A 23,970-nucleotide genomic window follows, 5' to 3' on the forward strand; every position below is an offset into this window, starting at 1 on the left:
TGATTGCTAGGTGAGGTAAATAGTGCTGACAAGTTGCTTCGTTTCACCGTTCGCCCCCAACAGGTGGAGGTGAGGTCGCTTTCCGGCCTGCAATGCTAAACGGTTCTGTTACGCTACGATACTTGTAATCGTCATCATCGGTGATGCCGAGAAATCTCTTGATCAATTGTTACCAGAGTCTACAACGTGTGAAAAGCATTGCTGTCAATGGGCTTACTAGCAGTCGAGGGCGGATTCTCTGCAAGCCTGGATTAACACCATTGAGAGGCTTAACCACCGTGGAAAAAGTAAGCTCAATATCAGTGGAATGGCGTAATTTGGCACGGAGCTGTGGTGTCGACATCAGTTAGCGACCGTTTTCTGGTCGGTTACTGATGTGCGAGTCGACTGAGATCCACTCGAGAGCCACGCAGTGGAAATCGAATTAGCTCAGTCGCGAGCCACTACACGGAGTGCCAAATTGCGGAATGCAACGGACAACACTACATACTATTTGATTCTTACTACCTACTAGGCTACCGAGTGGAAACGCGTTCAGCAAGGCACGGGGCTAACGTGTAACGGACTCTGGCAAAAATGCCAAGTTCGGGCATTTCTGCCAGAGTCCGTTACACACCGCCCCTAAACCGCCTTGCTTCACGCTCTAAAAAAAGCACCCAAACCCTAAGGTCTGAGTGCTTTCATCATAGCCAATATTATTTACCAGCAACGTTAATTCGGTTAATTGCTCGGCGAAGTGCTACTTCTGCCCGGGCCAAAGCGTCGCTATCCTGTGCTTGTTGTGCTTCTTGAATCCGTGCTTCAGCACGTTTCTGAGCATTCTTAGCACGGTCAACGTCGATATCAGCCTGATATTCAGCCGTATCAGCGACAATCGTTGCCGTATTTTCAGAAAATTCAACGAAACCGCCGTTAACAGCAATTTCATCAGTTTCCTTACCGTCAACTGATTGGACACGAGCTTCATCAACCGCCAATGAGGCAATAACAGGAACGTGGTTCGGCATGATCCCGAGTTCACCAAGCTGCGTCTTAACGACGATCAGGGTCGCTTTCTCGTTATCATAAACCTTACCGTCGGGGGTTACGATACTAACGGTTAAAACCGATTGAGAATCAGCCATTTAGAACCCTCCTTAGTTGTTCAGGTTTGCCTGCATCTTTTTAGCGTTTTCGACAACGTCTTCGATTGGGCCGGCGTTACGGAAGGCATCTTCTGGAAGATCATCGTACTTACCTTCAAGGATTTCCTTGAAGCTACGAACAGTGTCTTCAACAGAAACGTATGAACCTGGGACACCAGTAAATTGTTCGGCAACACTAAATGATTGTGACAAGAAGAATTGGATCCGACGAGCACGGTTAACAATCGTTTGTTCTTCATCAGACAATTCATCCATCCCTAAAATAGAGATTATATCTTGTAACTCACGGTAACGTTGCAAAACATGTTGAACTTCAGTGGCCACTTCGTAATGTTCTTGACCGACAACTTCTGGGTCAAGGGCAGTTGAAGTAGAAGCCAATGGGTCAACGGCTGGGTAGATCCCTTGTTGCGTCAATGCACGTTCCAGGTTGGTGGTAGCGTCCAAATGGGCGAAAGTCGTCGCTGGCGCAGGGTCGGTATAATCATCGGCAGGAACATAAACGGCTTGAATAGAGGTAATTGACCCCTTCTTCGTTGACGTAATCCGTTCTTGCAACTGACCCATTTCAGTAGCCAACGTTGGTTGGTAACCAACGGCTGAAGGAATCCGGCCAAGTAAGGCTGAAACTTCCATCCCGGCTTGAGTAAACCGGAAGATATTATCAATAAATAACAGCACATCTTGGCCCTTAACATCACGGAAGTATTCCGCAATCGTTAAGCCGGTCAAAGCGACCCGCATCCGGGCACCAGGTGGCTCGTTCATCTGACCATAGACCATGGCCGTCTTTTCAAGAACACCTGAACCTTTCATTTCGTAGTACATATCGTTACCTTCACGGGTCCGTTCACCGACACCTGAGAAGACAGAAATACCGTTATGACCTTGCGCAATGTTGTGGATCAATTCTTGAATTAAAACAGTTTTACCGACACCGGCACCACCGAACAACCCAATCTTACCACCACGCACGTAAGGTGCTAACAAGTCGATAACTTTAATCCCAGTTTCCAAAATTTCAGAAGTTGGGTTCAATTCGTCGTAACTAGGCGCGTCACGGTGAATTGGCATTCTTTCGGCATCTGGGCCGAATTCGGCACCGCCATCAATGGGATCCCCAAGAACGTTAAACACACGACCTAACGTGTCATCGCCAACGGGTACGGTAATTGAAGACTCAGTGTTTTCAACTTCCATGCCCCGACGAAGACCATCAGTACCATCCATGGCAATTGTCCGCATAACCCCGTCCCCTAATTCAAGGAGCACTTCGGTTACAAGGAAACTGCATCATCCTTCATAATGTGAAGGGCAGTATTGATATCGGGTAATTTATCGCTCAACGGGAATTCAACGTCGACAACTGGTCCGATAACTTGAACAACTTTACCAGAACTCATTATGCGTTAATTCCTCCCGTCTTAATTATTTAATGCCTCTTGCCCACCAGTAATTTCAGTAATTTCAGTCGTAATTGCTGCTTGACGGGCACGATTATATCGCAACTCAAGTTCGCCGATAAGGTCGGTTGCATTATCTGAAGCCGACTTCATGGCGTTCGAGCTAGATGCATGTTCTGACGTTTTCGCGTCAAGGATTGCACCAAAGACCAAGCTCTCTGAGTATTGTGGCAAAACGACAGCCAACACTTCTTTTTCGGAAGGTTCCATGTCGTAGCTCGCAGTCAGAGGCGCAGTTTCAGTTTCTTCAGAAGAGTCGTTAGACAACGTTTCACTGTCAACTGGCAGCATCTTATCCGCCCGGAAGCGGGAGACCAACCGGTTTACAAAATGATTGTAGCAAACGTACAGTTCGTCGAAAACGTCATTATCATACATTGAAGTCACGGTTTTGACAATTTCACGTACTTCATTAAACGTTGGCACGTCGCTGACACCGCGGTATTCATAAGCCACGTTGTCGCCGCGCTTCTTGTAAAAATCAGCACCAGTTCCGCCGACCGCAAGGATCATGTGTTCACCATCAGTATTATGCTGTTCGATGAACGCATTAGCCTCACGTAAAACGTTACTGTTATAACTGCCGACCATTCCTCGATCAGAGGTAATGACCAAATAAGCCGTTTTTTTCGACTCCTTGGATTGCGAATCGCTCGAGGAATCACCTAAAAGATGAGATTTTGCGAGATGCATCACAACAGCCTTAACTTTGGCCACGTAGTCTTGGTAACCGACTGCCGCTTTTTGAATCTGGCTCAACTTTGAAGATTGAACCATCTGCATCGCCGTCGTGATCTGCCGTGTATTCTTTGTTGAAACAATGCGACGTTGGACGTCACTCATTGATTCAGCCATGAGCACTCACCATCCTTCCTCAAGTTTTATTTGTTCGCAGCTGCAGTCTGGGCTGCACCCTGGAACGTATCCGCAAATTCTTTGATTGCAGCCTTAAAGGTGTCTTCATCTGGCAAGTTACCAGTGTCGGCAATCCCCTTCAGGATGTCGGCATGGTTACTGTCGAAGAAGTCAAAGAGGTCGCTTTCAAACTTGGCGATATCGTCAAGTTCGACCTTATCAAGGAACCCTTCATCCAAGGCGTACAGGATCAGGACCTGCTTTTCAACTGACAATGGTGAATGGAGTGGTTGTTTCAAAACTTCCACGGTCCGAGCACCACGGTTCAGCTTAGCCTGAGTCACATCATCCAAGTCAGAACCGAATTGCGCGAAGGCTTCCAGTTCATGGTATGATGCGAGGTCCAAACGTAAGGTCCCAGCAACTTTCTTCATCGCCTTGACTTGGGCGTCACCACCAACACGAGAGACAGAAGTCCCGGCATCGATAGCTGGCCGAATTCCTGAATAGAATGAATCGTTATCCAAGAAGATTTGACCATCGGTGATGGAAATAACGTTGGTTGGAATGTACGCCGAAACGTCCCCAGCCTTCGTTTCGATGATTGGTAAGGCAGTCATTGAACCGCCGCCAAGATCATCACTCAACTTAGCAGCCCGTTCGAGCAACCGTGAGTGGGTGTAGAAAATATCACCAGGATAAGCTTCACGACCAGGAGGCCGACGAAGGATCAGTGACATTTCACGATAAGCATCCGCTTGTTTTGATAAATCATCATAGATGATCAACACATGCTTGCCGTTGAACATAAATTCCTCACCCATTGCGGCACCAGCATAAGGTGCGATGTAGAGCAATGGTGCAGGTTCAGAAGGACCCGCAGTAACGACAATGGTATAATCCATTGCGCCAAACTTTTGAAGTGTTTCTACGGAACCACGGACAGTTGATTCCTTTTGCCCAATGGCGACGTAGATACAAATCATATCTTGGCCTTTTTGGTTAATGATCGTATCGATGGCCACAGTCGTCTTACCTGTTTTACGGTCACCAATGATCAATTCACGTTGGCCACGACCAATTGGAACCAATGAGTCAATGGCTTTCATCCCGGTTTGTAATGGTTCGAAAACGGATTTCCGTTGCATAACACCGGGTGCTTTTCGTTCGATAGGCCGAGATTTGTCGGTCTTGATCTCACCTTTGCCATCAACTGGCTGACCTAGTGAGTTAACGACCCGGCCAATCATAGCGTCCCCAACGGGAACTTCCATGATCCGACCAGTCCGCTTAACAGTATCGCCTTCAGTGATCTTTGTGAAATCACCAAGGACAACGATACCTACATCGTTGCTTTCAAGGTTTTGGACCATGCCGAAAACCCCGCTATCGAATTCGAGCAACTCACCAGCTAACGCATTTTCAAGACCGTGAGCTCTGGCAATACCATCACCAACGTAGGTAACAGTACCGGTTTCGTCAACAGAGATCTCGTCTTGGTAATCCGCTAATTGTTGTTTGATTAGAGCACTGATTTCCTCAGCTTTAATGCTCATATAGGTTTCACCCCTTTATAAAGATCTCGTTGTTATCCTAACAGTGCCTGACGGACACGGGCAATCTTCGTCTTAATGCTGCCATCAAAGATGGTACCTTCAGACTGAATGATCACGCCGCCAAGAATTGATGCGTCAACCTTGCTGTTCAAGATGACCTGCTTTGCGCCAACGCGTTCCGCATAGCCCGTCTTTAAACTATCCAGTTGTGCATCATCTAAGGCGACCGCAGTCGTCACGTCAGCATACACCGTTTGGTTCTTCTCATCATACAAGGTTTGGAATTGGTTGATAATTTCAACCATGGCATCCATCCGATTGTAATCAAAGACCATTTGAATCAAATTGTGAATGTAACTAGATGAGTTATCCAAGAACGGCTTCACTAATGCTTCGCGCTTAGACAAGTCTAAGGTCGAATCTGTTAACGCAGTGCCCAATTGTGGGTTGTCTTGGAAGACTTTACGTAGCTGTTCGAGTTCCGCAAAGCCAGCATCAAGTTGGCCTTTTTCATCAAGAATCTCGAACAGTGCTTTTGAGTAGCGCTTGGCTACTGTAACCTTATCAAGACTCATGTTGCTTCCCCAACCCTTCGATATAAGAATCAATCAATGCCTTTTGATCATCAGCGCTTAATTCTTTTTGAATGATCTTGGAAGCAATCTCAATAGATAAGTCCGCCACATCGTTACGCACGTTTTGCAATGCATCTTGGCGTTCTTGTTCAATATCCTTTTGAGCGTTGACCTTCAATGCTTGTGCATCGGTCTGGGCTTGAGCCACGATACCATCGCGTTGTTGTTGACCCTGCTTTTTAGCATTTTCAACGATCGTGGTAGCTTCTTGGCGAGAATTTGAAAGTGCGTCTTGACGTTGCTGTGCAAGCTGAGCGGCTTCATCACGGGACTTTTCGGCTGAATCAATATCGTTAGAAATCTTATCAGCACGGTCTTGCATCATTTGATTAACGGGCTTCCAAGCAAAGATCTTGATCAACCACATTAAAATTAAGAAACAGATCGCGTAGAACAAAATGTCACCGTAAGGTAAGCTCGTAGCTACGATTAAATGTGAGAGCATCTATTGACACCTCCTTCGTTTTAAAAGTAAGCAAACTAAATGTTATCAAAATTACTTGTTCATAACAAGCAAAGCGACAACGAAGGCAATGATAGGCATGGCTTCAACCAACCCAACACCGATAAACATGTTAGTCCGTAATTGACCGGATAATTCTGGTTGGCGTGCCATACCTTCGAGCATCTTGGAAATAACAAGACCGTCACCGACACCACCACCAATAGCCGCACCGGCCATGGCAATACCTGCTGCAATAGCTCCCATAATCTGTATATCCTCCTTAAATGATATAAGTATTAAGTAATTCTCTTTCGCCTAATCGATTTCGATTTTGTCTGCAATGTAGACGGACGAAAGTGTAACAAAGACGAACGCTTGAATGGCCCCAAGGAATGCCGAGAAACCTTGCCAGACCAATGCCAGAACGACTGCGACCCCAAAGGACGCAACCCCACCAGAAAAGGCCATGTTTCCGATAATCTTCAACAACATTTCACCTGAGTAAATGACACCGAAGATACGAAGTCCCAACGTTAGGAAGTTCGTAAATTCCTCAAAAATACTAATTGGCAGCCAGAAAACGAATGGCTTTAAGTATCCTGAGAAATGTTTTTTCCAACCAAACTTCATTACGCCAGCGTACTGCGCAATCATTAACGTGGCAAGTGAAAATGTCATGGTAACGATCGGGTCAGATGTTGGACTACGAACCCAATCTTTTCCGCCAAGGGAAATTTGGAGGAATAGCCCAAGTTCGTTGGAAACGAACAGGAACAAGAACAAGGTGAATCCATATAGCCCAAACGCACTCGTTTCGTTGCCTGGAATCGACCCCTTAAGAATGTTATTCGTAAAGTCGATCAGCCATTCCAGAATGTTTTGTCCACGACCTGGCTTCATCGTTATATGACGTGACAGCGCGAAGACAAACAAAAAAACGAGCACAAACGCAATAAGTCCCGAAACCATATTCGTGACGTTAAACGTAAGCCCTCCGAATTGAAAGGTAGGAACTGAAGATGGATCTCCCACAGAGTATCACCTCTTTTCAAACCAAATTAACGCAAGAATATTCGATGGTGCCAGTCGATTTTTAACTTCAACTAGAATCCATGATTAAAATTGTTGCGGCATATGAATGATACCCCAAATTGCCCCTCAAAGACAACCTGAAACGTCACAAAATACAAAGAAAATACTACCACCGTTTCAACAAAATTACAAAACAAACTTACTATATTTCATAACAAAAAAACAATCAGTGTCACGATATCAGCGGTATCACTGAAATCTGAAACTGATTGTTTTTATAATCTAATGTTTATTTAGTTCCGAATAACCGGTCACCAGCGTCACCAAGGCTGGCACGATGTAGCCATCTTCATTCAAATGGTCGTCAAGGGCAGCGGCGTAAATATCAACGTCGGGGTGCTTTTCGCGAAGGGCTTTAACCCCTTCCGGTGCAGAAACAAGGCACACAAACTTAATGTTAGTGGCACCGCGCTTCTTTAGGGCATCAATGGCATGATGGCTGACCCACCAGTGGCAAGCATTGGATCCACAACAAAGACTTGCCGCTGTTCAATATCAGCTGGCAACTTCACGAAATATTCGTGCGGTTCAAGCGTTTCCTCGTCACGATACATCCCAATGTGGCCAACCTTAGCTGCGGGGATCAGTTTCAAAATGCCATCGACCATCCCAATACCAGCCCGAAGGATCGGAACAACGGCAACCTTTTTCCCGGATAACGTCTTGGCGGTCATCTTAGAAATTGGTGTTTCAATTTCAATGTCCTCCAATGGCATATCGCGCGCAACGTCGTAAGCCATCAACGTTGTAATTTCGTCAACGACCTCGCGGAAGACCTTCGTCCCGCAGTTCTTGTTTCGAATAATTGTCAGTTTGTGTTGAATCAACGGATGATCCATAACCTGAAACTTGCCCATGAGTTTGACTCTCCTTTAATTATTTCCTTTATTGTACCATTATCCACCCCAATGAATAAATGGCCGGATGATAAAAAATAAAAAAAGCGTGTATCCGTATGGCGGGGTACTCATTTCCAGTAATATCAGTGTCCTAACTCGCAGAACAGGCCTCTCAGGTTAGTAGTCGACCGCTGCTATTTCCTGACTGGTCTTTCCACTATTAGGTAATAGTCCGTTGCATTCCACAATTTGGCACGGCGCTGAAGTGGCATGTCAGAACAATTTGCCTCACCAAACAATAGAAAGACCCTTCCTGACTTCAGAATTGGCTATCCGGAAGCATCAGGTGTCTCTTATAAAACACCACCATCAGCGAAAGCGGAATCCTTGAAAGCCCTTACATATAATGGAAGAAAAAAATCATAAACAACCCGACGCCCGTATCCCCTTTTCAGAAAACACAGCGGGTTATTTATGATTTATGACGCAAAAAGCGTCCAAATCTAGACACTTTTCTTCCATAGTATAGGCCAATTACACAGTCAAGTGAGGTTGGCTAGTTTACTTAAATTCAATTTCTGCCACGTTAGCGTCAATTGGATGGGCATCCGTCAAAGCACGAACTGCTATCTTAACCTCATCCAAGACAGCTGCATCTGCGTGATTCTCAACAGCCTTCACAATGAGTTCTGCGACCTGTGCAGCGTCATCTTCCTTGAATCCGCGGGTTGTAATAGCAGGCGTTCCCAACCGAATACCCGACGTCTTAAACGGACTCAAAGGCTCGTTTGGAATGGATTCCTTGTTAGTCGTAATCAAAACAGAATCAAGTAATTCCTGTGTTTGCTTCCCGTTTAACTCAGTCTTAGTGAGATCGAGTGTCATCAAATGGTTGTCAGTGCCACCAGAAACGACGCGAATCGTCTTGCTCTTGTTAAACACGTCTGCCATAGCCTGCGCATTCTTAATGATCTGCGCCGCATAGTCCTTGAAGGCCGGTTGGAGATCTTCATTGAGCATTGCAGCCTTCGCAGCCACCACGTGCTCTAATGGCCCACCCTGCGTACCAGAAAAGACTGCGGAGTTGATCTGCTTGGCGTACTTCTCCTGTGACAGGATCAGCCACCACGGGGACCACGCAATGTCTTATGCGTCGTCGTTGTCACCACGTCTGCAATGCCAACTGGTGACGGGTGCAGACCGGCAGCAACTAGGCCAGCAATATGCGCCATATCGACCATTAAATAGGCGCCTACTTCATCCGCAATATCGCGGAAAGCTTGCCAGTCGATGATGCGACTATATGCTGAGGCCCCAGCCACGATCATTTGCGGCTTGACCTGCTTAGCCAGATCACGAATCATATCATAGTCCAACAATTCGGTATCGGGATTCAACCATAACTGTATGCTTGATAGAGTTTGCCGCTAAAGTTGACCTTTGCTCCGTGGGATAAGTGGCCCCCGGAATCCAGTCCCATGCCAAGGATCGTGTCGCCGGGCTTCAAAAAGGCGGCGTACACGGCTTGATTGGCTTGTGACCCGGAATGTGGCTGAACGTTCGCGTATTCGGCGCCGAACAGTTCTTTGGCCCGGTCAATGGCCAGGTTTTCAACCACGTCGACGTACTCGTTACCACCATAGTACCGTTTAGACGGATAACCTTCCGAATATTTGTTGGTCAAAACGGAACCCTGAGCAGCTCTCACAGCTTGCGAAACAATGTTCTCAGAAGCAATCAGTTCAATATTATGTTGTTGGCGATCTTCTTCATTTACGATGGCCTGCCATAATTTTGGATCTTGTTCTCGATAGTTCAACACAATCAGCTCCTTGGCATTTGATAAGACTACTTTACCAAATTTTTACTGAAAATGAAAGGGTCTATACCGAACAATGTTACTTATCAATTGATTTATCGTTCGTAAAATGCTCATCGCCAGCCGATTTGTTTAACCGGTTCATGTAAGCGGCACCCAGCCGTCTGTGCTAAACCCTTGCGTCAAAATTGCCGTCACATCAGTTTCCAGGTCAAAGTGGCGCAGCCCGGCAAACAACCGGTGACTTGCCGCCGCCACGTCAGGCCCGAGGGTAAATACTTCAACGCTATCAGGCACCGTTAATTGACTAAGAACACTGTCCGTTGCCATTAAGCCAGCCTTGCTATTATGACTGCTTACCCAGGCAACGGCAGCTGCAAAGTCAGTTGGGTCGTCCACAATGGTCACCTGAGCAGTCGGGGCGTAATGTTTGTATTTCATCCCGGGCGCTTTTGGCGTCTCGTTGGCACCAACCTTGTGCTTGTTTCCCCGCACCTCGCCAATGACATCGGCCAGCTGATCTTCAGTCACGGCACCTGGCCGCAAGATCGTCGGGATTTCGGTCGACATATCAATAATAGTCGATTCAACACCCACATCAGTTGGCCCATCGTCTAAAATACCGGCAATTTTCCCCTTTAAATCATGATACACGTGTTCCGCGAGTGTCGGGCTCGGTTTCCCTGAAGTGTTTGCAGACGGCCCAACGATTGGCACCCCTGCTGTTCGAATCAGCTTCAACGTTGCGTTGTTTGCCGGCATCCGAAACGCCGCGGTGTCTAAGCCACCCGTTACCGTTTTTGAGAGTGCGTTCGGTTTTAATGGCAGAATGATCGTTAACGACCCTGGCCAAAAGGTGTCAATGAGCGTCTTAACTTTATCAGAGAGCGGCTGAGCAAACCGGGTTAATGTTGCGACATCCGCAATTGTGACGATCAGTGGATTATCGCTAGGACGACCCTTTGCTGCATAGACGTGACTGACCGCCTCAACGTTGGTAGCATCGGCGCCAAGTCCGTAGACCGTTTCAGTTGGAAAAGCGACCAGCTGACCCGCCTTAAGGGCTGCCGCTGCTTCATCAATATCATCAAGTGAATAAATTTTAGTTTCCATATTTAATTAACTTCCTTAATTTTCTTTAAGCATCACGTGCACTATCCGGTCGTGGCCCGCAATGTCCTGGTGAACATCAACGCTCATCGGGTCAAGGACGGATTCAAAGAGGTGCTTCACTGCCGTCCCCTGATGATAGCCGATCTCCACAAACAAATGTCTGGTCATGACAATGTGGTCTGCCAGCTGCTGGGCCAACTGCTCATAAATAGCGAGGCCGGCGTGATCGGCAAACAGCGCAAGATGCGGTTCGCTTTTAACAACATCATCATCCATCACCGTGATCTCTTGGGGATCGATGTACGGCGGATTGCTAACGATCACGTCAAATGATTGCCCGCTAACCGGCTGCAAAAGATCACCGACATGCGTCTCAACGTTCAGTTGCAACCGGTCAGTATTTTCGCGGGCAACGGCAACCGCCCCAGCTGAAATATCGGTCAGGGTCACCTGCCAGTCTGGCCGTTCCGCCTTGAGTGTCAGGCCGATGGCGCCGCTGCCAGTACCAACGTCCAGGACACGTACCGGTGTTGCCGGTAACGCCGCTAACACCCACTCCACCAATTCTTCCGTTTCCTGCCTCGGAATCAAGACGTGGTCATTCACAATAAAATTACGGCCATAAAATGGTGCCGTGCCAACAATGTACTGGGGTGGCGTGCCTACCAAATACTGGTCAATTGCTCGTTGAAATCGCTGCAACGCTTCATCTGGCATGACCTCACGATACGCCATCAGCAGGTGGGTCTGATCCATGTCATTTAGCGCCAGCATCAAATAATTGGCTGCAGAATCGTCTAACTTCTTGCTCTGAATACGCAAAGAAGCCCATTTCAGGGCTTCTAAGTAGGTCATGTTAGCCATGGTTCAGCTCTTCCATCTTCTGGGTTTGATCATAAAGGATCAGCGCGTCAATGACATCGTCTAACTCGCCGTTCATGATCTTGTCCAACTTGTTCAGGGTCAAGCCAATTCGGTGATCCGTGACCCGGTTTTGCGGATAGTTGTACGTCCGAATCCGTTCTGACCGGTCACCGGTTCCGACAGCTGACTTTCGCTCAGCATTATAGCTGTCTTCTTCTTGTTCCTTATAGTAGTTGTAGACCCGGGCCCGCAAAATCTGCATGGCCTTCGCCCGGTTTTGTTGTTGTGACCGTTCATCTTGCATGGCCACAACGATCCCGTTGGTAAGTGGGTCATCCGCACTGCAGAACTCGTCTTGTTAATATGTTGCCCACCGGCACCAGATGACCGGTAAACATCCGTCCGAATATCCTTAGGATCGATATCGATGTCGACTTCTTCAGCTTCTGGCATCACCCCAACGGTCGCCGTCGAGGTATGGAGACGACCGGCTGATTCAGTGACAGGTACCCGTTGCACCCGGTGCGCACCACTCTCGTACTTCAGTTTTGAGTAAACTTTATTGCCGGAGATCAGCAGCACGATTTCCTTAAAGCCACCGACTTCAGTGGCACTCTGGTCAACAATTTCAACTGACCAGCCCTGTTTTTCAGCGTACCGCGAGTACATGTTGAACAGGTCCGCAGCAAATAAACTGGCTTCATCACCACCAGCAGCCCCGTGAATTTCCATCACGATGTTTTTATCGTCATTAGGGTCTTTAGGCAGCAATAACACTCGGATATGGTCTTCGAGTTCTTCTTTTTGTGGTTCTAATTCCTTTAGCTCATCCTTGACCATTTGTTCCATGTCATCGTCAAGCTTTTCGTGTAACATCTCATTGTCTTCGTTAAGTTGGTCGGTCACCTGCTTGTATTTTCGATATGTCTCAACCGTATCGCGCAGTTCACCCTCCTCTTTAGAGAGGGTCATGAACCGTTGCGTATCAGCAATCACTTCAGGATCACTGATCAGTTCATTAAGTTCATCATAACGGTCAACGACCGCCTGTAATCTGTCGAACATTTCGTCCATTTCTTAATTTCTCCAATCTCTTTGCGTCAGTGGTATCACCATCGATGTTGAGCAGCAATAGGCTAGCTACAACATTGAAGCGTCCTGACCCAACATATCTAATGGCGGGTTGTAATAGTGCCGTCGACAAACGGGATAGTACGACTCGTTGCCGCCGATCTGCACCTGTTCGCCCTCATAAACGGGCTTGTTATCATGAAAACGCAGATTCATGGTTGCTTTTTTCGCACAGAACCAACAAATGGTCTTCATTTCTTCTAACTTATCAGCGTAAAGCAAGAGGTACTTTGAGCCTTCAAACAGTTCATTTCTAAAATCATTTTTCAGGCCAAACGCCATGACGGGAATGTGGAGTTCATCCACGATCTTCGCCAATTGGAAAACGTGTTCCTTTGTTAAGAACTGGGCTTCATCGATCATGACACAGTTAGCATGTTCGTTGATGCGCTTCACTTTATCGTACACGTTATCCGTTTTAAAGATTGGAACCGCCTCACGTTCAAGGCCGATCCGACTTGATACCTTACCGACCCCCGAACGTGTGTCCACGCCGCTGGTCATAATAATGACCGGTTTATTTTGCTCCTCATAGTTATGCGCCACCTTCAAAATTTCAATGGTCTTGCCACTATTCATCGCACCGTACTTAAAAAATAATTGCGCCAATGGTCTCCACTCTTTCTGCAAATTTCATATCCATTGTACAATAATAGCATAAGCCGTTTAAGATGAGAACAGGCGCGCCCAACAGATTTATTGAATTTGTCAAATCTTTATATTGACTGGGGACTTTCCAATGTTGGACGACCAGCCCGTTGCATTCCGCAATTTGGCAGGCAGTCGTAGTGGCTCGACACCACGACAACCTGCCAAATTGCTACATTCCACTGACAATGAGTTTACAATTTACCATTAGTTAAGCATCACAATTGCGTTAAACCATGTTCGAAAAAAATCCACCCTCGACTGCTAGTAATTCCAGTGACAGCATTGTTTCATACGTTGCTCAGGTGAAAAGTAATGATGACCCAGCGTATTTATACCGCATAGTCTCGACTGACCGTACATATTTATTGTTTACTAGCATGTAGCGAGGCGGAGCGGCAGCCACTCTCCGTTCAAAAAGAAAAAGAACCGCTGATTTCATATTTTTAATTAAAAGTCAGCGTTTCTCACACCATTAGCCGCCAAGCATGGTAAAATTAAAGCTTAGTTTGGGTGTTTAATATGTGACACCCGTTAGATCTAGAGGAGCGAAGAAAATGACATTACGAAGTAGCGTTGCCGCCTTTGCGGGGAGATCATCCTACTGGTTTTTACACACATTCTTAAAGGGTGGCAGTTCGCTGCCTGGTAAGATCACCACGAAAATTGATCCGGATATTTTAAGACACCTGGGTCAAAACTACGATGTTGTGATCATCACCGGAACCAACGGTAAAACACTGACCACAGCACTCACAGTGCGGGTCCTCAAGCAAAAATATGACTCAATTTTAACCAACCCTACCGGCTCCAACATGGAACAAGGGATCGTTACCACGTTCCTTCGAGCCCCTAAGACAAAGGGCGCCCGACCGATCGCCGTTTTGGAAGTTGATGAAGCCAACGTCATCAAAGTGACCCGTTACATCAAGCCAAAAGCCTTTGTTTTCACCAACATCTTCCGGGACCAAATGGACCGCTATGGTGAAATCTATACAACCTATCAAAAAATCATCGATGGGGTTGCCTTAGCACCAGATGCGACGATCATCGCAAACGGCGATGCCCCGATCTTCCACTCCAAGAACTTGCCAAATCCGATCGTTTATTACGGATTTGATCAGGATACAGATGACAAAACAACGGACATGAAAGCAAAGCCAAATACTGACGGCGTTCTGTGTCCGAAATGCCAGCATATTTTACACTACCATTCGCTGGTCTACAGCAACTTGGGCGATTATTTCTGTCCAAACTGCGGCTTCAAGCGCCCCGAACTAACGTATAAGTTAACCAAAGTCGGTGACCGGACGCCTAAGAGCTCCTCATTTGAAGTCGACCACAGTCCGATGAAAATTGAAATTGGCGGCATGTATAACGTCTACAACGCTTTAGCAGCATACGCTGTCGGCCGTTTCTTTGACGTTACCCCTGACCAGATCAACACTGCCTTCATCGAAGACAAGAAAGTCTTCGGTCGTCAAGAAGAGATCAACGTCGATGGTAAAAAAGTCACCTTGATCCTGGTCAAAAATCCGGTTGGCTTAAACCAGGTACTCGACATGATCAGCACTGACAAGCAGCCTTTCTCCTTTGTTGGCCTGCTCAACGCTAACTACGCTGATGGGATCGACACAAGCTGGATCTGGGACGGCAATTTTGAAAATCTGCCGAAACTCAATATACCAGCATATATTACCGGTGGCGAGCGCTACAAGGACATTACCTTCCGTCTAAAAGTCGCCGGTGTGCCCGATGACAAACACGAGGTCGTGCCAGAACTTAGCGATGTGCTGGAAAAGATTAAGACTTTGCCAACCGAGAACGTTTATGTTTTGGCAACCTACACAGCTGTGTTACAATTACGGAAATTATTAGCTGACAAGGGCTATATCAAGGAGGGAATGGGCGCATGACCTATGAATTAAATGTGGCTCACCTTTATGGCGACCTGATGAATACTTACGGCGATGTCGGTAACATTTTGGCATTGCAGTACTATGCAAAACAGATGGATGTTCATTTAAACGTCAAAGTAGTCAGTCTGGACCAAGATTTCAGGGCTGACGACTACGACATGGCATTCTTCGGCGGCGGTCAAGATTTCGAGCAGGAAATCGTTTCCCAAGATATTCAAACTAAGAAACAAGCACTGACCGACTTCATTGAATCTGGCGGCCCAGTGCTGGCTATCTGTGGCGGCTATCAGCTGTTGGGGCACTACTACATCGATGCTAAGGGTGATAAGATTCCCGGCATTGGTGCGTTAGACCACTACACACTGGCGCAGGATCACAACCGGTTCATCGGCGACATTGTGATCAAAAACGCCGACAATGGCGAAACCTATCACGGGTTTGAAAACCATCAAGGTAAAACATACCTGGGCAAGGATGAAAAAACATAGGTAACGTTGTGGAAGGCAAAGGTAATAACGGCGAGGATCACACAGAGGTGCAATTTACAAAAACGTCTACTGCTCCTACTTCCACGGCCCGATTCTGACCCGAAATGGCAATCTCGCAAAACGCTTGCTGGTCGCAGCTTTGAAGCGGCGCTATCCAGATGTTGATTTTTCAAAGCAGGAAGAGTTGGCGGTGCCGGCAACGTTTTAAGAGAGTGGAGAAAAACGGTTTGAGACCAGAGCGTAAGGGCAATGAGTGAAAAATCCCGGTCTTGGATTTATCACTCATTGCCCTTACGCGGCCGGTCTCAGTTTTTCGGAACTCGTTTCCGCTACGTAACATAGAAAGAAAAAACAACGCTCAGTCCCTATCGACTAAGCGTTGTTTTTAATTACTCCCGTGTCTCACCACGATGCCGAACCACATAAACCACAGTCGCCAAAATCAGCACCAACGCACCAACAATCACCGACACTCGCGTATCAGGATTCACAAACATAAACGCCACGATCACCCACAACATGGCGAACGCAAAGTAGTTCGAGAACGGGTACAGCGGAAGTTTAAACGGATGGTCAGTCATGACTTGCGGATTGCTCTTGCGGAATCGTAATTCAGCTAAGAGGATCACGAACCACGCACCATGCCGGGTAGTACGGAGGAACTAAAGACGACCACAAACAGATTCGACGTCGACTTGCTGTACGTTGACGCCAGCGTATCGATGATGAACCCAAGCAGGATCCCGCCAGAAATACCTAAAATAGCAGCATCCGGCACGACTCGTTTCGATAATCGCCCTAACACCTTGGGTGCGTCACCTTCATGCGCTAACTTAAACAGCATCCGACTTGACGAATAAATACCGGAGTTCGCACCGGACAGTGCCGCCGTCAGAACAACGAAATTAATCACCGAGGCAGCAGCGGTAATGCCGACCTTCGCAAACGTTGACACGAATGGCGACCCCAAACTGCTGAGCTGGTTCCACGGGTAAATGGTGACGATCACAAAGATCGCACCCACGTAGAATATCAGAATTCTGAATAACACCGATTTAACAGATTTAATAATGGCCTGTTGTGGATTAGCAACCTCCCCTGCTGAAATTCCCAGCAGTTCGATGCCTTGGTAGGACCCAACAATGATGGACATTGAGAAGAAGAAACCGGTAAACCCACCAGTGAAGAAGCCGCCGTGCGCCCAAAGGTTACTCAACCGATTGGATGACCACCGTTGCCCCAGCCAAAGAAGATCAGTCCAAGGCCTAAGAGAATCATGGCGATAATCGTCAACACCTTGATCATGGCAAACCAAAACTCCAGTGACCCATACGCCTTTGCGCTGGCCAGGTTGGCGGCAACAAGAAAGACAATGATAATCAGTCCTGAAACAAAGGCGTTGATATGCGGCCACCAGTATTTCAAATACTCCGTGGCAGCGACCACCTCAGACATCCCGACAACAATGTACTCAAAGACGTTCGCCCACTTGGCTAAATAACCAGCCAACGGATGGACGTATTCGGTCGCGTAGTCCGCAAATGAGCCGGTGCCGGGATTGATGTAGATCATTTCACCAAGTGCCCGCATCACAATGTATAAAATCAGGCCGACAAACATGTAGGCCAGTAAAACAGACGGCCCGGTCCACTTAATGGTCGATGAAGACCCCATAAACAGCCCAACACCAATGGCACCACCTAAGGAGATCATCTCCATCTGCCCAGCGGTCATGGACCGCTGCAGTTTGGGTGCCTCGTTAATCTTTCGTTTCATGAATTTTGATTCCTCCAGAGAGAGTGAAGCAAGGCGGTTAGAGGGCGGAGCATAAGCTAACTCTGGCAGAAATGCCTGGGTTTGGCATTTTTGCCAGAGTTGGCTTATGCAGTAGCCCTCTGCCTTGCGAAACTCGTTTAGTCTATTTCACAGAGAACCACCAGCATAAAAAATGTCTGAGTTTGGCATCTCACTAGTGGTCAAATAGGTACCTTTTGAAAAAAAACCTCACAACTTAGTACCCTGACTAGTTTACTTTTCCTCAAGATAAGTTGCAATAACCGCATTACGCCGAGCCAAAAAAGGCTTATTCGGCGCGTCAGGATGCACCCGGTTCGACAGAAAAACCAGCCCTTGATTCGTCACAAGATCAAGCACGATTGCTGTCCCAGTATACCCGCTATGCCAAATACACTGGTGCGGATGGGCATCATTTACCGGCAATAATGCCCAGCCAAACGACCGCCCCTGGTGCCCCAAAGGCGTCTGATCCTTTGCAATCTGCTGGCGAAACTGATCGGGCAACGGTGAGTTATGACCGCTTAAAATCGCTTGTTCAAAGGTAACGAGATCATCTCGAGTCGCAAACAACCCAGCCGACCCGCACCGCTCGCGAAGCACAAATGCCTTGGGGTCATGCACAACACCACGTATTAGGCCGCGTGTGGGCGATAATTCCGTTGGCACACACATGGCGGCATCCGTTGGAGAAAAGGTGCTATGCGCCATTTTCAGGGGTTCTAAGACGCGCTGAGCAATAAGTTGCTGAATCGGCGTTCCGGTAATGGCTTCAGCAATCCAGCCTAAGAAAATAAAATTAATGTCCGAATAGACCATTTTTTGTTCAAAGTCCGGCCCAACGTGGAGGTTGAGCAGTGCATCGTGCAACTGACTAGCTGGCAGCTTATTGCGGTTTGGGATATACCCGGCGATGCCAGAGGTATGTGTGATCAAATGACGCACGGAAACGGTGGTGTCCGTCCATTCCGGCAGATACCCATGCACCTTATCCGTCAGGGCCAACCGTCCTTCATCCACCAACTGTAAAATGACATTGACGGTTCCGACCACTTTGGTCAGTGAGGCCAGATCATAATATTGATTTTCCTTTAGTGGTTCATAGCCGGGCAGCAATTGTTCAGCGCCGTAGATGCCGCTCTGAACCGTGTTGTCATCAATAAAGGCGTAGCTGATTCCGGGCACGACCCCCTCTTCAACCAATGCGTGCATGTCGCGAATCGTTTTTGAATATGTTGCCATCTCCTGCAGCCACTTCCTAGTTTCTTTTTTAAAGATGCACCTAGTTTAGCACAAGAACAGAATTAAGATTTCGCCTTTCTTTTATTCCTTGCCAGTCAGTCCGCGTGAGGTAACCGTTTAAACGCGGATGATATTTATTTTTAAACGAGCCCACAAAAAAATCGGGAACATTGTCCCGATTTTTAAAAAGTATCACATTAGTCTAATGGCACTTTTTGAATCCAGCCTTCAGGCGCCTCAACGTCACCAAACTGAATCCCAGTTAAGGTGTCGTAAAGTTTCTGGGTGACTGGTCCAACTTCAGTTTCACTGTAGAATACGTGTAACTTGTCGTGGTATTCGATACCGCCGATTGGTGCAATAACGGCAGCCGTCCCCATGGCACCAGCTTCAGTGAACCGGTCTAGATCATCAATGAAGACGTCGCCTTGAACAGGTGTCATCCCTAAGTTGTGTTCAGCTAAGTATAACAATGAGTACTTCGTGATCGAAGGCAGAATTGAATCTGACTTAGGGGTCACAAATTCGTTATCCTTGGTGACACCGAAGAAGTTGGCAGAACCCGCTTCTTCGATCTTCTTATGGGTTGCGGGATCAAGGTAGATAACATCTGAGTAACCAGCCTTGTGCGCTTCGTCGCCAGGAAGTAAACTCCCGCCGTAGTTACCGCCGACCTTAGACTGGCCAGTCCCATGAGGGCAGCCCGGTCGTAGTATGACGTGGTAAAGTTGGTCGGTGTCACACCACCCTTGTAGTAGGCACCAACAGGCATTGCAAACACCGTAAAGATGTATTCTTGCGCTGGGTGAACACCGATATTACCGCCGACACCAATCATTAAGGGCCGTAAGTATAAGGTACCTCCCGTACCATATGGTGGCACATAATCGGCGTTTGCTTTAACAACCGATTTAACGGCAGCGATAAACTTGTCTTCTGGGAAGGCAGGCATCAATAACCGTTCACAACTCTTGTGCATCCGGGCTGCGTTTTGATCTGGACGGAATAAATTAATTTCGCCATCCTTCGTGCGATAGGCCTTCAAGCTTCAAAATCGGCTTGCCCATAGTGTAACCCAGTGGAACCTTCGCTAATATGTAACGTTGCATCTTCTGTTAATTCACCATCGTCCCACTTGCCATCAGCGTAATGTGCGATGAAACGATACGGTAAATCCATGTAATTGAAGCCTAAGTTGGCCCAATCAATTGTAGATGGTTCTGGTGCTTTTGCCAAACAGACCACTCCTCAAAAATTAATATGTTTTAATTAAAAATCATTTGAGGGAGTTATCCCTCATTGATTTTTAATAAATTGTAGTCTGAAACGGTGTTCCTGTCAACCCGCCCTCAAAAAATAACCATGTTTGCTGACGAACGGCTGCATTTTTGCTACAATGGGGCTGGCATTTGAAGAAAAGAGGATATAATACTTTGGCAAGCAATTCGGATTCGATTTACAACGTGTTGACCTATGTCAAACGACATCCAGATCGGGTCATCTTTAAACCACAAGAATTCACCAACGTTGTCACTATCGGCATTCCAGACACGGTCAAAGTCGCTAACCAGGACATCTACTTTCCTAGTGACCGTCTCAGCGTGAACTTGATGACTGACGATTTTTTGGGCGAGTATGGCGACCTGCTGGACCATTTTTATGAGCTGACGAAACAAACTAAGCCTGACTACCGTGATGTTTGGATCACGACGAGTCATCTAAAAAAGAACATCTTTTTTTGTTAGATCTGTCTTTTGAATAGCATTACCCACGCTGGCCAAATGGGCGGCGTTTTTATTCTAACATATGAAATGGGAATGCTTGTCGCCATCCATCATTCCTTTCATTTTGAAATCCAAAAAAAGGCCTCAAACGCTGACAAATCAACGTTTGAGACCTATGTTATCACCCGCACGGGGATCGAACCCGTAACTCCGCCTTGAGAGGGCGACGTCTTAACCAATTTGACCAGCGGGCAATGGCATGATGACACAATTATTTTAGAACATCATTCAATTTACACGTTTTTATGCAAAAAGTCAACCGTTTTGGGAGAATATACGTTATTTGAGGTAATATCCAAAAAAATCAGGTGAATTTTGCAATTGTCAGTTGACATTGATTTTAAAAGAAGTTAAACTATTAAATTGTCAGATAGCTTATCGCTTATTGGGTATTCGCCAAATTGGTAAGGCAGCGGACTCTGAATCCGTAAGTTACTGGTTCGAGCCCAGTATACCCAATTATTATTAACCGCCTGCATGATTATGCAGGCGGTTTTTCGTATCTTCAATTCAAGCTACTTATTTAGGATAGCCGCTAAGTGACGAGTGAGGGTCGCCACTGTTTTGTACTGATCAGCCCCCGCCGCAATTAACGCTGGCAAGTCAACGGAACCAGCCCAAGCCGCTGAAAAACAGTGTATCCCGACTTCCCGACAGTTTTCTAAATCGCCGATCGTGTCGCCCACATACGCGAGCTCAGCCGGTTTTAGGTCGTTATCTGTCATCAGCTGACGCAATTGAGCCGCTTTATTCGGGTGCTCAGGGTCACCGGTCAGGACTGGTGCAAAATCGTCTGTCAACCCTAAGGCGAAAAGCGTGATTTGACAGCTCTCAGCTCCCTTACCCGTCACTACAGGTGTTTTAACGTTGGCATGGTGTAACATTGCCAACTGCTCACGAATGCCAGCAAACGGGCCATCGATGAGATGATGGGCCGCACGATAATTTTGGTAAAACGTGGTCATTAACGTCGCTGGTGCATCGGGAACGAGTTCGCGCAGCATTCCTGCCTCATTGACGCCAAACGTCGCCAGAATGGTTTGATTGGAAATTGTCTGCCCAGAATAATCATGAACCGTTTTTCGAAACGCTTCAAAAATAACGGGGAACGTCTCTGCCAACGTCCCGTCAATGTCAAAGTCCACCATTTTTAACATAATCAGCCACCACTTTCTGTTTTAACTGTCTCCAGCATAGCACAGGCAGCAAGATTGTTCTGTGAGGAGTCGTCAGACAGCGTGCTGATGACCCAAAACGGCGTTATTATGACGCCAGATAACGCCGTTGTTATCAGAACGCAATAATTCTTAACACACCCTTTACCACTCCCCACGGTATAATGGATGTATTCCCATCAGAGAGGATTGAGATTACCACTATGATCTATACTTGGGTCATTATTTTAATATTGGCACTGGGCCTTATTTCGGGCTATCGCAGTGGGTTTGTCACCATGCTCGTTCGGCTGGTCGCGTACGCCATTGCCTGGCTGCTGACCATGGCCTTTAGTGATAAGTTAGCCCAGTTGCTGTACAGTGCCGTGACCAACGGCAGTACGGCGTCGACAATCACTGTGCCGCGGGCGTTTTCCGGCATTTTATTTTTCGTCATGTTCAGTGTCATCTACGGCATTGTTCGCCGAATCGGCAGTGATCTAAATATCATTACCCGCCTGCCGCTGATTCACCAGGCAAACGCACTGTTAGGGGCTGCCATTAGTTTTATCATTCGTTACCTGTTTATTTTTCTGGTATTGAACGTGCTGTTACTCTTCTCGACCACCTGGACAACTAGCCAGTACCAAAATTCGAGTCTGGCGCAAACGATCGTTAAAAAAACGCCGGTGGTTTCTGGCCAACTTTATCGACAATGGCAGGATAGCCGCAGTTCGACCAATAATTAAGTTATGGTTAATTACTAGATTAATAATATGAATTTAACGCACGTATCACTATAATGAAGCCAACAAAATTGTTTGAGGAGGAATTACCGTGCTTACACTAATCATCATCGGCATAATCCTGTTTTTTGGTCTCCGGATCTTCTTTGGATTATTCGGTTGGTTATTTCGAATTTTAGGAATTCTGATCATCGGCGGCCTCGTATTCGCGTTTGCGTCGTCGTTTATCGGTATTTTTCTAATTGTCGCGGTCGTTTTAGTCGGAAGCTGGTTCGTGGGCGGCTTTTTAAATAACTAACCACCGAAAGGAAGACACACATGCGTTCAAGACAAGTTAAATCCAGAAAAAGGCGCTGGCCTGTGGTGGTCACTATCATTATTGCCATTCTGCTGATTATCATTATCTGCGGTGCGCTATTTTTTACCCAGATAAACAACGCCATGCGCTCAGCAACTGGCAAAGACACCCCCGCTGATACAGTAGTTAAAAACGAACTCGTTAAAAAAATCGAAGCTTCTAAAACTGGCAATGCCCAGACAGATGCCGCAATTGATAAAGCCGCAACCACACTGAAACAAACTAAGATGAGTACGATCATGAAGCCGCTAAGAATCAAAACCAGGCCAGCGCGCTCCTTGATAAAACGACGGATCTTACAGCAGCACAGTCTAAGGCTGCCACAACAGTTGTCTTCCATAACGCGGCCTATTCAAAACTGCGCACAGCCATTGCCGATGGCAACTGGGTGGCTGCCTATAATCAATATAAAACACTCTCGACAAACGGCAATTTCAGCACCCTTGAAGGTGAACTGAATTAACCAGTAATGCTATAAGTACCGATTCCAAAATATGCCCACTACCAATCAAATGATTGGTAGTGGGCTTTTTGTATGGAATCCGACACAGTATTAATCGGGGTAAGTCAACTGCCACATAGCAAAACGAGTCACAACAAAACTAGGTGATAGTCCGTTGCATGCCGCAATTTGGCACTCCGCTGTGATGGCTCGCGATGAAGCTAATTCAATTTCTGACAAGACATTCACTAGCTCCCCGAAGCGACCCCACCTCAGCCTGCAGGGCCGAACGGTGGAACGAAGCGGCATAGTGGTGCAATTTAAATGACTCAAAATCAATGTCAAAAAAAAGCGGACTATTTTATAAAAATAGTCCGCTTCCGCTCCAGTCTTTAACTGGTTTGTTTCAGGCGTTTAAAGCCGTTTATTCAATTTCTC

At 46.8% G+C, this 23,970-nt stretch carries 15 protein-coding genes, 2 tRNA genes and 9 pseudogenes; 7 read left to right on the forward strand and 19 right to left on the reverse strand.

What is annotated here, in order from left to right:
- Positions 1-695: 695 nt before the first annotated feature.
- The 14 genes and pseudogenes from JCM11969_RS08370 to JCM11969_RS08435 form a co-directional block, all read right to left on the reverse strand.
- The gene (locus JCM11969_RS08370) at positions 696-1,124 is read right to left on the reverse strand and encodes a F0F1 ATP synthase subunit epsilon (protein ID WP_054710414.1); all 429 of its coding nucleotides are present in this window, start codon (positions 1,122-1,124) and stop codon (positions 696-698) included.
- Positions 1,125-1,136: 12 nt separating this feature from the next.
- Positions 1,137-2,548: pseudogene (atpD, locus tag JCM11969_RS08375) on the reverse strand (F0F1 ATP synthase subunit beta).
- A 21-nt stretch (positions 2,549-2,569) separates the two neighbouring features.
- Entirely contained in the window at positions 2,570-3,463 is an 894-nt protein-coding gene (locus JCM11969_RS08380; protein ID WP_054710455.1) for a F0F1 ATP synthase subunit gamma, read from the reverse strand.
- Positions 3,464-3,489: 26 nt separating this feature from the next.
- Positions 3,490-5,019: a F0F1 ATP synthase subunit alpha gene (gene atpA, locus JCM11969_RS08385; protein WP_054710417.1), complete on the reverse strand. Its 1,530-nt coding sequence runs from the start codon at positions 5,017-5,019 to the stop codon at positions 3,490-3,492.
- A gap of 32 nt (positions 5,020-5,051) precedes the next feature.
- The gene (gene atpH, locus JCM11969_RS08390) at positions 5,052-5,594 is read right to left on the reverse strand and encodes an ATP synthase F1 subunit delta (protein ID WP_054710420.1); all 543 of its coding nucleotides are present in this window, start codon (positions 5,592-5,594) and stop codon (positions 5,052-5,054) included.
- Positions 5,584-6,099, reverse strand: coding sequence for a F0F1 ATP synthase subunit B (atpF, locus tag JCM11969_RS08395; RefSeq protein ID WP_054710424.1), 516 nt, complete (start codon positions 6,097-6,099; stop codon positions 5,584-5,586). The genes atpH and atpF overlap by 11 nt, the downstream gene beginning before the upstream one ends.
- Positions 6,100-6,150: 51 nt before the next feature.
- The gene (gene atpE / locus JCM11969_RS08400; protein WP_054654092.1) at positions 6,151-6,363 is read right to left on the reverse strand and encodes a F0F1 ATP synthase subunit C; all 213 of its coding nucleotides are present in this window, start codon (positions 6,361-6,363) and stop codon (positions 6,151-6,153) included.
- 51 nt (positions 6,364-6,414) lie between these two features.
- Positions 6,415-7,131: a F0F1 ATP synthase subunit A gene (atpB, locus tag JCM11969_RS08405; RefSeq protein WP_054710427.1), complete on the reverse strand. Its 717-nt coding sequence runs from the start codon at positions 7,129-7,131 to the stop codon at positions 6,415-6,417.
- Between the two features lie 289 nt (positions 7,132-7,420).
- Positions 7,421-8,048: pseudogene (gene upp / locus JCM11969_RS08410) on the reverse strand (uracil phosphoribosyltransferase).
- Between the two features lie 543 nt (positions 8,049-8,591).
- A pseudogene (gene glyA / locus JCM11969_RS08415) lies at positions 8,592-9,849 on the reverse strand (serine hydroxymethyltransferase).
- 79 nt (positions 9,850-9,928) lie between these two features.
- A pseudogene (locus tag JCM11969_RS08420) lies at positions 9,929-10,962 on the reverse strand (L-threonylcarbamoyladenylate synthase).
- A gap of 15 nt (positions 10,963-10,977) precedes the next feature.
- Positions 10,978-11,826, reverse strand: a complete 849-nt coding sequence (gene prmC / locus JCM11969_RS08425) for a peptide chain release factor N(5)-glutamine methyltransferase (protein WP_054710430.1) — start codon at positions 11,824-11,826, stop codon at positions 10,978-10,980.
- Positions 11,819-12,900 (reverse strand): annotated as a pseudogene (gene prfA, locus JCM11969_RS08430) (peptide chain release factor 1). The gene prmC and the pseudogene prfA overlap by 8 nt, the downstream one beginning before the upstream one ends.
- A gap of 66 nt (positions 12,901-12,966) precedes the next feature.
- The gene (locus tag JCM11969_RS08435; RefSeq protein ID WP_054710433.1) at positions 12,967-13,566 is read right to left on the reverse strand and encodes a thymidine kinase; all 600 of its coding nucleotides are present in this window, start codon (positions 13,564-13,566) and stop codon (positions 12,967-12,969) included.
- A gap of 596 nt (positions 13,567-14,162) precedes the next feature.
- Between JCM11969_RS08435 and JCM11969_RS08440 the strand changes: the two genes are divergently transcribed.
- Both JCM11969_RS08440 and JCM11969_RS08445 read left to right on the forward strand, forming a co-directional pair.
- Positions 14,163-15,521 (forward strand): Mur ligase family protein, encoded by a 1,359-nt coding sequence (locus JCM11969_RS08440; protein ID WP_054710435.1) that lies wholly within the window; start codon positions 14,163-14,165, stop codon positions 15,519-15,521.
- Positions 15,518-16,220: pseudogene (locus JCM11969_RS08445) on the forward strand (type 1 glutamine amidotransferase). Before JCM11969_RS08440 ends, JCM11969_RS08445 begins: the two are co-directional and overlap by 4 nt.
- 181 nt (positions 16,221-16,401) lie before the next feature.
- Here the strand turns inward: JCM11969_RS08445 and JCM11969_RS08450 are convergent.
- From JCM11969_RS08450 to JCM11969_RS08460, 3 genes and pseudogenes are all read right to left on the reverse strand, one after another.
- Positions 16,402-17,788, reverse strand: a pseudogene (locus tag JCM11969_RS08450) (amino acid permease).
- A gap of 252 nt (positions 17,789-18,040) precedes the next feature.
- Complete coding sequence (locus tag JCM11969_RS08455; RefSeq protein ID WP_054710437.1) at positions 18,041-19,048, reverse strand: serine hydrolase domain-containing protein; 1,008 nt, start codon at positions 19,046-19,048, stop codon at positions 18,041-18,043.
- A gap of 197 nt (positions 19,049-19,245) precedes the next feature.
- Positions 19,246-20,227: pseudogene (locus JCM11969_RS08460) on the reverse strand (branched-chain amino acid aminotransferase).
- A 254-nt stretch (positions 20,228-20,481) separates the two neighbouring features.
- On the opposite strand from JCM11969_RS08460, the pseudogene JCM11969_RS08465 reads away from it, so the two are divergent.
- A pseudogene (locus JCM11969_RS08465) lies at positions 20,482-20,810 on the forward strand (hypothetical protein).
- Positions 20,811-20,953: 143 nt separating this feature from the next.
- Here the strand turns inward: JCM11969_RS08465 and JCM11969_RS08470 are convergent.
- Positions 20,954-21,026, reverse strand: a tRNA-Glu gene (locus tag JCM11969_RS08470).
- 192 nt (positions 21,027-21,218) lie between these two features.
- On the opposite strand from JCM11969_RS08470, the gene JCM11969_RS08475 reads away from it, so the two are divergent.
- Positions 21,219-21,291, forward strand: a tRNA-Gln gene (locus JCM11969_RS08475).
- A 56-nt stretch (positions 21,292-21,347) separates the two neighbouring features.
- On the opposite strand, the gene JCM11969_RS08480 is transcribed toward JCM11969_RS08475, so the two are convergent.
- Positions 21,348-21,989, reverse strand: a complete 642-nt coding sequence (locus JCM11969_RS08480) for an HAD family hydrolase (RefSeq protein WP_054710440.1) — start codon at positions 21,987-21,989, stop codon at positions 21,348-21,350.
- Positions 21,990-22,210: 221 nt separating this feature from the next.
- Between JCM11969_RS08480 and JCM11969_RS08485 the strand changes: the two genes are divergently transcribed.
- From JCM11969_RS08485 to JCM11969_RS08495, 3 genes are all read left to right on the forward strand, one after another.
- The gene (locus tag JCM11969_RS08485) at positions 22,211-22,735 is read left to right on the forward strand and encodes a CvpA family protein (protein ID WP_054710443.1); all 525 of its coding nucleotides are present in this window, start codon (positions 22,211-22,213) and stop codon (positions 22,733-22,735) included.
- An 88-nt stretch (positions 22,736-22,823) separates the two neighbouring features.
- Entirely contained in the window at positions 22,824-23,030 is a 207-nt protein-coding gene (locus JCM11969_RS08490; RefSeq protein ID WP_054710446.1) for a hypothetical protein, read from the forward strand.
- A 65-nt stretch (positions 23,031-23,095) separates the two neighbouring features.
- Complete coding sequence (locus JCM11969_RS08495) at positions 23,096-23,548, forward strand: hypothetical protein (protein WP_156319311.1); 453 nt, start codon at positions 23,096-23,098, stop codon at positions 23,546-23,548.
- The last annotated feature ends 422 nt before the right edge of the window (positions 23,549-23,970 follow it).

Origin of the sequence: Secundilactobacillus paracollinoides DSM 15502 = JCM 11969, from assembly GCF_001311135.1 — a bacterium.
In the GTDB taxonomy this organism is placed as follows: Bacteria; Bacillota; Bacilli; order Lactobacillales; family Lactobacillaceae; genus Secundilactobacillus; species Secundilactobacillus paracollinoides.

Excerpts from the sequence above, each read along its gene's own strand:
- JCM11969_RS08370 (WP_054710414.1), bottom strand. The coding sequence starts at position 1,124 with ATGGCTGATTCTCAATCGGTTTTAACCGTTAGTATCGTAACCCCCGAC.
- JCM11969_RS08480 (WP_054710440.1), bottom strand. The coding sequence starts at position 21,989 with ATGTTAAAAATGGTGGACTTTGACATTGACGGGACGTTGGCAGAGACG.
- prmC (WP_054710430.1), bottom strand. The coding sequence starts at position 11,826 with ATGGCTAACATGACCTACTTAGAAGCCCTGAAATGGGCTTCTTTGCGT.
- atpH (WP_054710420.1), bottom strand. The coding sequence starts at position 5,594 with ATGAGTCTTGATAAGGTTACAGTAGCCAAGCGCTACTCAAAAGCACTG.
- JCM11969_RS08485 (WP_054710443.1), top strand. The coding sequence starts at position 22,211 with ATGATCTATACTTGGGTCATTATTTTAATATTGGCACTGGGCCTTATT.
- JCM11969_RS08380 (WP_054710455.1), bottom strand. The coding sequence starts at position 3,463 with ATGGCTGAATCAATGAGTGACGTCCAACGTCGCATTGTTTCAACAAAG.
- JCM11969_RS08455 (WP_054710437.1), bottom strand. The coding sequence starts at position 19,048 with ATGGCAACATATTCAAAAACGATTCGCGACATGCACGCATTGGTTGAA.
- atpE (WP_054654092.1), bottom strand. The coding sequence starts at position 6,363 with ATGGGAGCTATTGCAGCAGGTATTGCCATGGCCGGTGCGGCTATTGGT.
- JCM11969_RS08440 (WP_054710435.1), top strand. The coding sequence starts at position 14,163 with ATGACATTACGAAGTAGCGTTGCCGCCTTTGCGGGGAGATCATCCTAC.
- atpA (WP_054710417.1), bottom strand. The coding sequence starts at position 5,019 with ATGAGCATTAAAGCTGAGGAAATCAGTGCTCTAATCAAACAACAATTA.
- atpF (WP_054710424.1), bottom strand. The coding sequence starts at position 6,099 with ATGCTCTCACATTTAATCGTAGCTACGAGCTTACCTTACGGTGACATT.